Annotated in this window: 7 protein-coding genes; 1 reads left to right on the forward strand and 6 read right to left on the reverse strand. The window is 39.7% G+C overall.

Annotated elements, in window-relative coordinates:
- The first annotated feature begins 117 nt into the window (after nt 1-117).
- Nucleotides 118-1,569, forward strand: coding sequence for a glyceraldehyde-3-phosphate dehydrogenase (locus ACOVQ4_RS10555; protein ID WP_421820607.1), 1,452 nt, complete (start codon nt 118-120; stop codon nt 1,567-1,569).
- A 406-nt stretch (nt 1,570-1,975) separates the two neighbouring features.
- Here ACOVQ4_RS10555 and ACOVQ4_RS10560 read toward each other — a convergent pair whose 3' ends face one another.
- From ACOVQ4_RS10560 to ACOVQ4_RS10585, 6 genes are all read right to left on the reverse strand, one after another.
- Entirely contained in the window at nt 1,976-3,682 is a 1,707-nt protein-coding gene (locus ACOVQ4_RS10560; RefSeq protein WP_421820608.1) for a RagB/SusD family nutrient uptake outer membrane protein, read from the reverse strand.
- 306 nt (nt 3,683-3,988) lie between these two features.
- Nucleotides 3,989-7,135 (reverse strand): SusC/RagA family TonB-linked outer membrane protein, encoded by a 3,147-nt coding sequence (locus ACOVQ4_RS10565; RefSeq protein ID WP_421820609.1) that lies wholly within the window; start codon nt 7,133-7,135, stop codon nt 3,989-3,991.
- Nucleotides 7,136-7,234: 99 nt separating this feature from the next.
- Nucleotides 7,235-8,146, reverse strand: coding sequence for a carbohydrate kinase family protein (locus ACOVQ4_RS10570; RefSeq protein WP_421820610.1), 912 nt, complete (start codon nt 8,144-8,146; stop codon nt 7,235-7,237).
- 12 nt (nt 8,147-8,158) lie between these two features.
- The gene (locus ACOVQ4_RS10575) at nt 8,159-9,487 is read right to left on the reverse strand and encodes a sugar porter family MFS transporter (RefSeq protein ID WP_421820611.1); all 1,329 of its coding nucleotides are present in this window, start codon (nt 9,485-9,487) and stop codon (nt 8,159-8,161) included.
- A gap of 180 nt (nt 9,488-9,667) precedes the next feature.
- Nucleotides 9,668-12,376, reverse strand: coding sequence for a substrate-binding domain-containing protein (locus tag ACOVQ4_RS10580; protein ID WP_421820612.1), 2,709 nt, complete (start codon nt 12,374-12,376; stop codon nt 9,668-9,670).
- Between the two features lie 123 nt (nt 12,377-12,499).
- Nucleotides 12,500-14,080: a glycoside hydrolase family 32 protein gene (locus tag ACOVQ4_RS10585; RefSeq protein WP_421820613.1), complete on the reverse strand. Its 1,581-nt coding sequence runs from the start codon at nt 14,078-14,080 to the stop codon at nt 12,500-12,502.
- Between the last annotated feature and the right edge of the window lie 110 nt (nt 14,081-14,190).

Below are 14,190 nucleotides of genomic sequence, written 5' to 3' on the forward strand. Positions count from 1 at the left end.
ACCTATAGATATTTAGCGAAATTTCGCTTAGAATTAATATTCCGCCATCTTACTTTTGTGTCAAGATTTGTCACGAATCTTTTCTTATAACAAAACAAACCTTGAAACGAGTAAATCATGATACAAGAATCTATTTATGAACAAGAACTGAGTCATTGGATTGAAGATGAAAAAGCAGCCTTAGAATTGGTAAATGTGGTAGGTAAACTTTGGTTTGAAAAATCGGTAGAATTGCTACTTTTTAGAAACCAAATGTTTGATGTGAGTTCTTCGGGCTTGTTAAGTTTACATGATTACGCACAGAATTTTATTGGTCAACCTATTACAGTACAAGTAACATTAGAATTGGCTCAGGCTATTCATGAGATAGAAATTTCACCATCACGCATAGACATGGGGCGTTTGGGAAGTGAGTGGTTGCAAGAGTCCGTATTATACGATAATGCCAAGCAATTTGTCGTAACTAAGTTGGGCGATTTTATTGGAAAAGATCGACTTTGTTTGACGCCCAAAGATGTGGTTTTATATGGTTTTGGACGTATTGGTCGTTTGGCGGCACGTATGTTGGTAAGTATGGCAGGCAAAGGCGAACAGTTGCGTTTGAGAGCCATCGTAACCCGTGACCGTTCGGAAGAAGATATTTACAAACGTGCTGATTTGCTCAGAAATGACTCTATTTATGGGCCATTTGCTGGAACTGTTGCCGTTGACGAAGAAAATCGCTGCTTGATTATCAACGGTCAACGTGTACAAATGATTAATGCCTCTTCGCCTGAGTCGATTGATTATACACAATATGATATTGATGATGCTTTGGTGATTGATAATACGGGTGTAAAACGAGACCGAGAGGGATTGAGTAAACACCTTCTGGCAAAAGGAGTTAGCAAAGTATTATTGACAGCGCCAGGCAAAGGCGATATTCCGAATATTGTGGCTGGGGTCAATAATTTGGCGTATGAAGAAGGTGAAAATATATTTTCGGCTGCTTCATGTACCACAAATGCCATCGTTCCGATTTTGTCGGTTATTCATCAAGAATTAGGCATAGAAAGAGGACATATCGAAACTGTTCACTCTTATACCAATGACCAAAACTTGTTGGATAATTATCATCCAAAATCAAGAAGAGGTCGTTCGGCAGCACAAAATTTAGTGATTACCGAAACAGGTGCCGACAAAGCAGTTGCCAAAGTAATTCCTGAGTTAGCTGGCAAATTGACTGGAAATGCTATTCGAGTGCCAACGCCTAATGGTTCTTTGGCCGTATTGAACCTACAAGTAGGACACACGGTAACAAAAGAGGAGGTAAACGAAGTAATTCGTAAGGCTTCACTCAAAGGTGATTTGGTAGAGCAGATTCAGTATTCTATGTCCGAAGAGTTAGTTTCTTCTGATATTATCGGAAGCCCAAGTCCATCTGTATTTGATAGTAGAGCGACGATTGTTTCAAAAGATGGAAAAAGCGTTGTGCTATATGTTTGGTACGACAACGAATATGGCTATACAAGACAAACGTTGAAAGTTGCTAAGAATATTTCTGGTGTTTTAAGGTTAATGTATTATTGAGTTAGTTTGATGGTTTAGGTTGCTACAATGAGACCTGTATCATTTGTTTAAGTAAAAAGGGATAGATAAGTAAAAAGCCTTCAAGATATTTCTTGAGGGCTTTTTTGTGGGAAATATCAAACAAAAGAACAGTAGAAGGAGGTGGCCAAACCAATGCTTAAAACCCTCGCTCCCTCTAAAGTCTCCATTTTTCCCAATTTATATGAATTTTCTCTTTACTGGACAAAATTGAAGTTTCTAGTCGTTCCTAGTTCAAGACTTAGTCTTGGACTCACCTTTTAAACAGTTTAAAACTGTTTTCATAAAATTCAGTGGTGAAGTCCAAACATCTGAATGTCCCTTACTCATTTTGTCCTATAATCAGATAAATCACTCATTTTCTCAACCACCAATTCACACAATACCTTTAGTAACCTGGGTTTTGTTTGTATAAACCATTGGTAAAGGTAATTTCCGCTTGAGGAATAGGTAAGTACTCATCACGACCTGCGGTAAATTTGGCAGTATTCAAGAAGGTACGTCTGGTTTTTTCCTTATTGATATAGGCATTCAACGTAGGTTCGGCGATACCCCAACGAACCAAGTCAAAGAAGCGAGGACCTTCAGTAGCAAACTCCATACGACGTTCCCACTGTAAAGCTTTGCGTGCATAAGCTTGTGTCCAGCCTGTGGTGGTGTATTCTTTTACCAAATACTTAGAAGCAAAAGTTCCATCAGCCTTTTTGAGTCTACCAGTACTTTCTGCGGCACGTTTTCTTACCATATTGATAAGAGGCAATGCGCTTGCTTGTTGTCCCAATTCGATATAGGCTTCTGCTTGCATTAACAAAATATCGTCGTAGCGCAAAATATCGTAGTTTTTTGCAGTTCCCATAAATGGCCCAAGTTTGAAATACGAAGAACTACTTGCTAATTGTTGAGCACGCATCGAGTGAAAATTACCATAAACCCCAGCATCACGCACCCAGCTATTACTGAATGGCTTGGTGTTATCGTATTTGTACGGGTGACCATCGATACCTACGGTGTGGTCAAGACGTGGGTCGACTGTAGCGGTTGTCAAGTCAATATTTGAATCGTTGAAAGTATCAAATTTTGGTAAACCATTTTCGTCTGTGGCATGGGCATTTACCAAGTTTTGACTTGGCGCATGGAATCCGCAACAGCCATACTGAGGTGCTCCGTGAGGATAATTTAACCCATCTTCAAAATTCAAGCGTCCAGAAGTCGTACCGTCATTTATCGTAAACTGAATAGCAAAAATTGATTCAGAACCGTTTTCTGTTTCTGCCAAAAAGTTATCAGCAATATCTTTATTCAAACTGTATTTACCTGAAGAAATTACTGCTTGTGTTAAAGTAACCACTTCTTGCAAACGAGTTTTATTGATGTTTACAACTTGGTGATTTTCATTTTGTTCATAAGCTTGGTACAAACGCAATTTTGCCAAATAGGCTTGAGCCGCCACTTTATTGGCACGACCCAATTCTGCTTGAGTAGAAGGAAGGTTGTCTATCGCAAACTGAAAATCTGCCGCAATTTTATTCCATGATTCCTCATTACTTAGGTTATTTGAAACCTTTAAGATTTCTTCTGCTGAAGCATTTTCGTCAAAAATGGGAATATTTTTATACAAAAGCTTCATTGTAAAATAGCTATGTGCACGTAAGAAACGAAGTTCGGCCAAGCGAGTCTTTTTGTTAGGATAGCTAGCTTCGCTAAGTGAGTTTACTGCACGCAATGCCACATTACATCTTGAAATCGACTTAAAGAGATTTTGCCATGTACGTGTTACAAAAGCATTGATAGAAGGCGTAACGAGATTATAATGCTCAATGGCATCGATTTCGCCAACGTCACCTGTACCGCCACCGCCTTTGTAGGCATCATCGGAGCGTACACTTCCGTAGACCCAGTTACTATAAATCGGACCAATCATGTCGCCATTGCCAATAGCGGCATAAGCGGCAGTTACTAAGCCTTCCACAGCCGTAGGAGAGGTTAAATCAGATGAGGACAACACACCTTTTGGTGTATAATCAAGGGCATCTTTACACGAGTTCATGGTAAGTAAGCCAGTGACAAATAAGAGGGAAAATATTTTTCTTTTCATGAGTTTACAATGGTTGCTTTAGGCTGTAAGCTGTATGCTTTAAGCAATGATAACTACAGCCTAAATGATTTACGTAGTGTACTTTCAATAAGTAAGTGAACAAAATTAGATTTAAGTTTTGTGTTGAAGGCACAAGGCAACAGGCAAAAGGCAAAGAGTGTTAAAATGATTTTTAGTAACGATAGTGATGTTTTGCCGAATACCCAAAGCTGAAATCTTGTGACTGAAAAATTTAATTTTATATGTTAACTTACTACCATAAAATATCTATTGATGCCTATAGCCTATCGCCTAAAGCCTATTGCCTTAAAACGATGCATTTACACCGAATGTGAATGTTTGTGGAATGGGTACAGGGTTGATGTCGATACGCTCAGGGTCTGGACCTTGGTAGCTTTTGCTTTTGAACCAGAATAAGTTTTCGCCCATTACATACACACGTAGCTTAGAGAAAACAGCTTTCGGTGTAAGGGTATAACCCACTTGAACATTACGCATTTTGAAGTACGAAGTATTTACCATAAAATAGTCCGAAGTACGAGTCTCGTTGTTGTTGTCCTTCAAGGTAAGCGCTGGCACTGTTGTATTGGTGTTTTGAGGTGTCCAAGCATCGAATACCCCAGGGCCTACGTTTTCACGGCTACGCATAAGGTTGTTATAAGTCGTGTACACATCAAAACCTGTACGTCCCGCTATACCCGAACCAAACAAGGACAGATCAAAGTTTTTATAAGTCATGTCAAAACGAATACCGTATTCCAATGCTGGCAAAGTAGTACCAATCCAAGTGCGGTCAAGGTCGTCGATTTTACCATCATTATTAATATCTACATAGCGAATACGTCCCGGGGCAGCACCAACTTGCTTTGGCGCAGCATCTACTTCAGCTTGTGACTGGAATAAACCCGCAGTTTTGTAACCGAAAATATCAAACTGTGAATGTCCGATAATAGTGCTTACTAAGTTGCCAGGATAGGCTGGGCGAACTTCTTCAGGCAATTCAGTGATTTTATCTCTAAAATGAGCGAAGTTGGCTGATACATTGTATTTCAAACCGTTGTTTACTTCACCATGATAACCCAATACCAATTCCCAACCTTTGTTTGATTTAGATGCACCGTTTACCGCTTTGGTTTGGCCTTCGCCTAATGTTGCTGCTACTGGAGGAGTAATCAAGATACCAGTAGTTTGACGAGTAAAGTAGTCAAATGAACCAAAGAATTTATTATTCAAAAAGGCAAAGTCGACACCTGCGTTTACTTCGTCGGTAGTTTCCCATTTCAAACCTGCGTTGGCTGCTTGCGTTTGTACAAAACCCGATGGCAAAGTACCTGTATTAGCTCCAGACAAAGAATAAGCAGTTCCGATGTTCATATACTGCTCCCAGAAACCACCTACCAATTGGGCTTGGGTAGTACCATAGCGTGTGTCAAACAAGCCAAAACGAGCAATATCTCCAATTTGTTGATTACCTACACGACCAATACCTGCACGAAGTTTTAGTTCAGAAACAGTATTATTATTTTTCAAGAAATCTTCTTTATCCAATTTCCAACCCAACGATGCCGCAGGGAAAATACCATAGCGGTTGTCAGTACCAAATCTTGATGAACCATCGCGACGAACTGTCAATGCTGCCAGATATTTATCGCTATAAGTATAGTCTACACGTCCGAATTGTGAGAATAGGATATTACCTGTTACGTTACCCGTAAGTGTTGTGTTACCAGTACCTGCACTCAAAGTAAAATAGTCTTCGTTTTGTAAGGCATATCCTTCTTTTTTCAAGAATTGCGTATTGAGTGTTGTTTTGATATATTCTGTACCCAATAAGAATTTGAATTGATGTTTGTCATTCAAATCCCAGTTATAGCGAAGAGTATTTGACCAAGTTAAACTCAAATATTGGTTTTGGTCAAAAGTTAAACTGTTAGTAGTACGGTTAAAAGCACCTTCTGAGAAAGTTGGTGTAATAATCTTATTCTTGTAACTAGCGTTATCTGCGCCTAAATTGGTTTTGAAGAACAAGTTTTTGATAGGTTGCACTTCAACAAAGATATTTCCGAAAGTACTCAAGCGATTAGCATTGTTCCATTTCGCAATATCCTGCATGTGGAGTGGGTTGTTACGGTCAGAATAACCCCCACCTGATGCACCCGCATACGTCACACCGTCTTTTTGGTACACAGGAATAGTTGGTACCAAACTCACAGCCAAACCTGTAGTAGTTGCACCACCCAAGTCGGTAGCCGTAAGGGTTTCGTTGGAATTAGCCACGCGAAGGTTTAAGCCAATACGAACTTTATCGTTGAAGGCACGAGTCATGGCATTGATACTTCCACTCAAACGGTCATAATTGGTAAAACGAAGCATACCTGTGTTTTTCAACTGACCAAAGTTTACTTCTAACGATGAGGTTTTATTACCTGTCGAAATAGTAAAGTCGTTGCGAGTTACTACGCCCATTTTGTACATTACCGACTGCCAATCTGTATCGCCAACGGGTGTGTTTGGGTCGCCGCCCACGAAAGGTTTTGGCGTAACGCTATTGAGTATAGGATTGCTAAAGTTTTTGTTCCAATCAAAATTATAAATTTCCCCATATCCCGAAGCTGGGTCTTGTCCATCGTTGATGGATGCCTGCCAAAGGGCTCTACCGCGGTCAACGGCATTGAGCATTTTGAAGCGCATTGCTTTTTCTGATTGGAAAGAAACACTGCTATTGAACTGAAACTCTACTTTTCCATTGGTATCCCCACCATTTTTAGTCGTTACGATAATTACCCCGTTGGACGCACGAGCACCATAGATAGATTCAGCCGAAGCATCCTTCAATACCTGTACCGATTCGATATTGGTTGGGCTAATGTTTTGGAAAACTTCTGGACGTGTTGTCGGAATACCGTCGATGATATACAATGGGTCATTATTGCCCAAGGTATTGGCACCACGAATCAAAATACGGCTGTTTGAGCCATTGGGCGAGCCATCCTTTTCGATATACAAACCAGCCACACGACCTTGTAAGGCTTGCATTGGGTTACCCGAACTAATGTTTTTGATAGGCTTCATATCTACTACCGCAACTGAGCCTGTGAGGTCTTGCTTGCGTGAAGATGTATAACCTACCACAACAACTTCGTTGAGCTGATTGCTAGATTCAAGGGCAATAACCAAACTGCTTTGTGTGCCAATAGTAACTGTTTGTGCGGTATAACCAACATAAGAAACCGTCAAACTTTTGGCTGTTTCAGGAACCGTCAACGTAAAATAGCCCTCTGCATTGGTAGAGGCTCCTTTAGTAGTGCCTGTGATTTGGATATTGGCTCCAATGAGCGCTTCTTTGGTGTCGGCAGCAATGACTTTACCAGAAATACTGCGCTGTTGTGCAAGCGATTGCTGGGAAAGTCCCAACATCGACAAGAGGAAAAAGAGTAATAAATTTTTTCTCATTATTTTAGGATTTATTAGTTAAAGATTTTTGAGGGACAAAGTGGCAAAGGCACAAAGTCATCGAGTGTTTCTATGTCGAAGAGATACATTAGTCCTCTATCACATAGTCACATTTATTTTATTGGTTTGCGCCTTTTTCGCTAAACATTTTTCAATACTTTCTTCAGAAATAAATGGCGTAGCACCGTGATGCGTAGCTACCAAAGCTCCCACTGCACAGGCTTTTTGTAGGGCATATTCGTAGTTGTCATTTTGTAAAAAACTAGAAAGAAAACTCGCCAAAAATGAATCGCCACTACCGATGGTATCACATACCTCTACTGGAAAACCTTTGCTTTGATAAAACAAACCTTGATGATAAAGCACAGCCCCGTCGGCACCCAGCGTGACGCAGATGGTTTTGAGTTGGAAATGCGTCGCTAACCTTGAAATTTGTTCTTCAATAGTATTTTCTACAAAAAACCAAGAGCAGATTTCGGCTAACTCATGATGATTGAGCTTGACCATATCGGCTTGTGTCATCAGATACGAAAGCGTGGTTGTATCATAATACGGCGGTCGGAGATTCACATCTAAGACTTTGAATTTGGCCACTTGTAAAAGCTCTTTTAGGGTTTCAAAACTCTGAGGCGAACGGGCCGATAAACTTCCAAATACCAAACAATCAGCTTGAACAACAGTGTCTAAGGCAAGTGGTTCAGACTGGATGTAGTCCCACGCTACAGGTTTGACGATTTTGTAAGTCACATTGCTTTTGTCATCCATATTGACTTTTACAACACCTGTTAAATGGGTATTGCCTTGTTGAATGAGTTGACAGTTAAGTTCTTTACTTTTGACAAATTCGATTAACTCTTTGCCTAGGTCATCGCTCCCGATACGACTGATAATGGATACCTGATGACCAAAATGTTTGAGGTGAATAGCTACATTCATAGGAGCACCACCAGGGATTTTTCCACTCGGAAGCATATCCCAAAGCATCTCGCCAAAGCATACAAATTGTTTCATTTGAAATAGGGTTTAATGAGCTAAAACGATTATTTCAGAATTTTCGAGACTCGTTCCTTTGGTTTCGGGCATGATTTTCCAAGCAAAAAATCCTTGAAGTACCATCATCAGAGCAAAAAAGCTAAAGGTGATGCCTCCACCGAGGGTTTCGGCCAAATAGGGAAAGGTAAAGGTGATGATGGCTGCCAATATCCAGTGGGTGAAACTCCCAATGGCTTGTCCATACGCTCGAACCTCGTTGGGAAATATTTCGGCAATGAATACCCAAATCACAGCGCCTTGCGAAAAGCCAAAGAATCCAATAAATAAGAAGAGGTAAAAAGGAACCCAAAGGCTATTGCCTCCCAAATAGAAAGACTGTGCCACCAATACTAAGGCTACTACCAAGCCAATGGAACCCCAACGCATAAGCGCTCTGCGTCCGAATTTGTCGATTATGGCAATGCCTAAAAGCGTTGAAAGCAAGTTGACTAAGCCTATTCCTGCCGATGATAGGAGAGAGGAGTCTTTGCCCAGTCCCGACATTTCGAAAATGCGGGGAGCAAAATAAATAATAGCATTAATGCCAGAAACTTGATTAAACACCGCAAATAGTACCGATAAGGTCAGCGGACGACGATAAGCAGGTTGCCAAAGTAAGCTGAATTGGCTTTTGCCTTGTGACTGAGCGCTTTCTTGAATTTGGGCTAAAATCTTATCCGCATTTTGCGTATCGATTGTTTCAAGAATCGTTTTGGCTGTTTGAAAATCCTTTTTTACCAATACCAACCAACGTGGACTTTCTGGAATGAGTAATACTGTTACGATAAAAAGCAAGGAAGGTAAAGCCTGAATACCGAGCATCCAGCGCCAAGCTTCTGTGAATACTTCGGATAAAAGGAAGTTGGATAAATACGCCATTAGAATGCCCAGTACTACATTGAACTGAAACATGGCAACCAATCGACCTCTTTTGCTAGGAGGTGCAATTTCGGAAATATACATAGGGGCTACCACCGAAGAAATCCCTACGCCCAGCCCGCCTAAAAATCTAAACAACAAGAAGATACTCCAATTGGGCGCAAAAGCAGTACCTAAAGCGGCAACCAAGTAAAAAATAGCAATTAATAATAAGGTAAAACGACGACCGTATTGTTGTGCAGGAATACCCCCCAACAATGAACCCAATACGGTTCCGATTAAAGCAATCGAAACGGTAAGTCCATGCTCAAATACATTGAGGTTCCAGAGGTGTTGGAGGGTTTGTTCTACGCCCGAAATAACTGCAGTGTCGAAGCCAAATAGGAAGCCTCCTAACGCAGCAGACAACGACCATAATACTAGTTTTAAATTCTGATTCATGATAGACTGTTGAATTTTGATGAACCAAAATTAGACTAAACTATAGGCCTTTATTGTCAGTTTTCTTTCAAAGAGTTTTATAATTGATACATTGGTTTAATATATTGATAATGAGATATTTATATTATTTTTTAAAAATAAATTTATTGCTTATGTTGCATAGATTCAAATAATGTTACATCAACTATTTCTCCATTCTGATGGCGTTTGCTGGGTCTTTTGCTTGAAGAAAGTCGTGAAGTAACTAGGGTTGTTAAATCCAAGTTCGTAGGCGATTTCAGAGATGGTTTTATCTGATTCTTTGAGTAGTGCTTTTGCTTTTAGGAGTTTAAAGTCGGCAATATAATCTGTTACATTTTTGTTGGTCAAAGCAGAAATTTTTCTAAAGAGTTGTACCCTCGACATTCCCAATTCTCGACTGAGTTTTTCGACCGATAGGGTACTTTCTGTGAGGTGTTTTTCTAGTAATAATTCAAACTCTACTAAGAATTTTCGTTCACCTTTTTGGATTTGGCTAGGGTTGGTAATTTCTCCCGAAAATCTTCTACGCATTCTATCACGATTGTCGAGGAGGCCTTTGATTTTTTCTTCTAAAAGTTGTTGATTAAAAGGTTTTGGAATATAAGCATCTGCACCTGCACGAGTTCCTTCGATTTGGTTCTCGGTTTGGCCTTTGGCTGTCAACAAAATCACAGGAATATGCGAAGAACGAAAATCATTTTTGATTTTTTGTGTCAATGAAAATCCATCCATGCCTGGCAGCATCACATCGCTAATAATCAAATCGGGGATATTGCTCAGTATTTCTGTCCAACCTGCTTCGGCAGTTTCTACACTTACGACATTATAGAATTGTTGTAATTTTTGTTTCAAGAAAAGTCGCAAATCGGGGTTGTCTTCAATCAAAACAAGCGTATTTTCATGGTGCTCTGCGGCGGGCGTATCCACCACTACCGTAGGTTCGATATCTTCTTTGGTATAATGAGGCATCTGAGAAATGCCTTCGGTGTCTTCCGAAACGAGTATTGGTAAAGTTATTTTGAAGGTTGTCCCTTTCCCTTTCTGAGATTCTACCTCGATTTCACCTTGGTGTAAGGTCAAAAATTCTCTAGAAAGTGCCAAGCCCAAACCTGTTCCTAGCGAAATATTTTGATTACCTCGATAAAACAAATCAAAAGCTCTTTCTTTTTCTTCTTGGGTCATCCCGATACCATTGTCAGCAATAAGAATTTCTAACTTTTCCACATTTTTTAATAACGAAATGTGGATAGCACCACCATCGGGCGTGTATTTGAAAGCATTGGATATGATATTGAAAAAGACTTTGTCCAACTTTTCGGCATCAAACGAAAAAGGCAAGGTTTTGAATGGACAAATAAACTGTAAATCAATTTGTTGACTTCTTGCTTTTACCTGAAAATCGTTGACGATATCTTTGATAAAACTCACTAAATCATGTTGTTGACGATTCAATTCCATTTTTCCAGAATCTACTTTTCTTAATTCTAGCAACTGATCGACCAACCTCAAAAGGCGATTTGCGTTTTTCTGAATCAATAAAAAAGCTTGTCTAGTTTCTTTGACATCTAAGGTTTTTCGGTGAAGAATATCTTGCGTTGGTGTCAAAATAAGACTCAGAGGCGTTCGAAACTCGTGAGAGATATAGGAGTAAAACCGAAGTTTATCTTCGGTGGCTTGTTTGGCCAATAGCGAAATACGTTCTATTTCATTTTTTTGATTCAAAATAGCCTCATTTTGCTCTGACAAGCGAACATTGGATTCCTGACGGTCTCTGAAAAGGTAAAACAGCACAGCACCCAGTAGCAATAGTAAAATCAAGAAGAAAAAGGATAGATACAAAACTGCTTGTTGGGAAGAAAATATCTTGGTCAAATCGTTGATTCGAGTAGCTTGTCGCTCAATATCAGCGTGTTGCTCCTTTAACTTGTTGAGTTGCGCCAACATGATATTCACATTTTGGGCATCGATAACGCTTGTAAAAAGCTGATTTTCTTTTTCAAAAGCTTGTTTGCGTAAGATTTTGGCTGCAACACGGATAGATTCTTCGCCACCTGTAGGGTACAGAATGGTGGCATTGATGATACCTTTTTTTACCAAATCTAACCCTAGATTATCACCAACCAAACCATCTACACCAATGAATTTCACCTTTTTTTCTATACCTAATTCTTTACAAACATGATAGGCGATTAGAGCACATCGGTCGTTATGAGCAAAAATTAAATCGGTCAAATTGGGATTGGATTTAAGTTTTTGGGTCAGCGCTTCTTTCAAATCCTTATCAGCCCAATCTTTATTCAAATAATCAACATATTGAATACGAGGATATTTTTGAATCACTGAATAAAAACCATCATGACGTCCAATGGCAGGAGTTGTTCTTGGACCAAATCCGATTTCTATTACTCGTCCATGCCCGTTGAGGAGAATATTGGCATATTCGCCTGCATGCTGGCCTACCACAAAGTTATTTGCCCCGACAAAGGCCGTATATTGGTTCGAAAAAACGTGACGATCGACTACCAGCACGGGGATTCCTTTTTGATAAGCTTTGGAAATAGCAGGCTCTAGAAACTTACTATCGTTGGGCGATACAATGAGTAAATCCACAGGAAGGTTGATAAGCTCTTCAATTTGAGCGTATTGTGTTTGGTTATTCCATTTGGAGTCTTTCAAAATCATACTCAGCTCAGGGTAAAAGCTTAGTTCTCTATTCATGCCTTCGACCATTTCTTGACGCCAACGGTCGTCCATTCCACATTGTGAAAAACCGATACGAAAATGCTGTTTCTCGTTCGATTGGCAGGCACTACAAATCAAGAGAATCAGTACAAAAAGCCAGCAATGGGAAGAAGTATGTTTTTTCATATTGATGAAGAAATGCGTTATCCCTAAATGACAAAAAGATAAACAATGTTTGGAAAAACACAGCTTATCTTTTTGAGAAAGGGTCAGGTTGAGATACTTTGAGCTTTAGTTCAGATATTTAAGTTACCAAGTTTTTTTCAAAGCCCAGATTTTCAAGGTTTTTACTTTTACTCCTGCTTCGGTGGATTGAATACTAAATTGGTTAAAGTTTTCGCTTGGGAAGAAAATATCAGTCATGACAGTTTTGCCATTGTCTGCAAATAGTTCGGCCGAAGCCACGTCAACAAACAAATGTAATTTAACCATTTTGTTTTCGGTAAAACGAGGAGCAATATCTATTTTCTCAAAAAATTCTTTCGAAAAACTATGGTCACCAGCTTGGCTTCTATCGCTGAAAAATTGATTAGACTCACTATCGTATCCTATGCTGTATTTTTCTCCTTTGGTATTTGAAAAGACTAATGACACTTTCCCTGAACGAGGTTTTTCAAATTCTATTTCTAGTTCTGATAAAGTCGGTTTGAAACCCAACTTTGGTGTCCACGATTCGGAGGTTAATGTTTTTGCTTGTGATAAAACAAAGCTTTTTTGAGGAACTCTCAAGGCTTGTAATTCCTTGACAGGCTCAGAAATTAAGCGGTATCCTTGGGTAGTTTTTTGTAATGACAATACACGTGGGAGTGTAGCCGCACTACGCCAAGCTTCTGTCGGCACATTTTGGGCATATTGCCAGTTGCTCATCCAGCCAATCAATATTCTACGACCATCTTTTTGTGGTACATCCGACCAAGTTACACCTGCGTAGTTGTCACGACCATAGTCCATCCACAAACCTTGGTTATTTTGAATATAAGGTTTGATAGAATCATCAAGAATAAAGTTTTTCCCGTCAAAATCTCCTAAAAAATACTGTGTACCCGAACCGCCGTTTGGTGCGCCAGGGTTGATATTGATGATAAGCACCCATTTTTTACCTTCAGGAGTTGGCAATTGGAAAAAGTCTGGGCATTCCCACACACCACCATGATTACCCCATTCTTTACCAAAACTACAGGCCAATTTCCAATCTTTTAAGTTTTTCGATGTCCATATCTCTGCGTGGTCTTGTACAGCCAGCGTTACCAACCATTGCTGATGTTGCTCGTCCCAAATCACTTTTGGGTCTCTAAAATCACGAATGCCCGGGTTTTTGATGACTGGGTTTTGAGCGTATTTTGTCCAAGTACGTCCGTTATCGTTGCTGTAGGCTATTCCTTGTGTTTGAAAATCTATGGCACCTGCTTTTTCGCCAGCCATATTATGATAGGTGTACATTGCTATCAACGGAGGCTTATTGTTTTTACCAAAACCGCTCGTGTTTTTCCAATCCACTACCGCACTTCCCGAAAATATATAACCCAAAGAATCGGGATATAAAGCAATAGGGAGGTTTTTCCAATGAGTCAGATTTTTACTGATGGCATGCCCCCAGTGCATAGGCCCCCACACATTTTTATCAGGATAGTGCTGATAAAACAAATGATATTCGCCTTGATAATAAACCATACCGTTGGGGTCGTTCATCCAACCTTTGGGTGGTGAAAAATGGTATTGAAGACGATGAGGCTCATCATATTTGGCATCAGGAACAGCTTGCTGCGCCTCGGCTGACAAAATTGGAAGTATGCCTAATGATAAATATGTGACGATAGCTTTTGTAGACATAGTTTTGTTAGAAATATGGAATGTTTAATTATTCGAAATTACTATGACCTAGATAATCCTTCTTTTGTAAAATGTACAGATACTTATAAAAATGTTACATTTTTGTAAGT

Source organism: Flectobacillus sp., assembly GCF_049240685.1.
In the GTDB taxonomy this organism is placed as follows: Bacteria; Bacteroidota; Bacteroidia; order Cytophagales; family Spirosomataceae; genus Flectobacillus.

Excerpts from the sequence above, each read along its gene's own strand:
- ACOVQ4_RS10555 (WP_421820607.1), top strand. The coding sequence starts at position 118 with ATGATACAAGAATCTATTTATGAACAAGAACTGAGTCATTGGATTGAA.
- ACOVQ4_RS10560 (WP_421820608.1), bottom strand. The coding sequence starts at position 3,682 with ATGAAAAGAAAAATATTTTCCCTCTTATTTGTCACTGGCTTACTTACC.
- ACOVQ4_RS10565 (WP_421820609.1), bottom strand. The coding sequence starts at position 7,135 with ATGAGAAAAAATTTATTACTCTTTTTCCTCTTGTCGATGTTGGGACTT.
- ACOVQ4_RS10570 (WP_421820610.1), bottom strand. The coding sequence starts at position 8,146 with ATGAAACAATTTGTATGCTTTGGCGAGATGCTTTGGGATATGCTTCCG.
- ACOVQ4_RS10575 (WP_421820611.1), bottom strand. The coding sequence starts at position 9,487 with ATGAATCAGAATTTAAAACTAGTATTATGGTCGTTGTCTGCTGCGTTA.
- ACOVQ4_RS10580 (WP_421820612.1), bottom strand. The coding sequence starts at position 12,376 with ATGAAAAAACATACTTCTTCCCATTGCTGGCTTTTTGTACTGATTCTC.
- ACOVQ4_RS10585 (WP_421820613.1), bottom strand. The coding sequence starts at position 14,080 with ATGTCTACAAAAGCTATCGTCACATATTTATCATTAGGCATACTTCCA.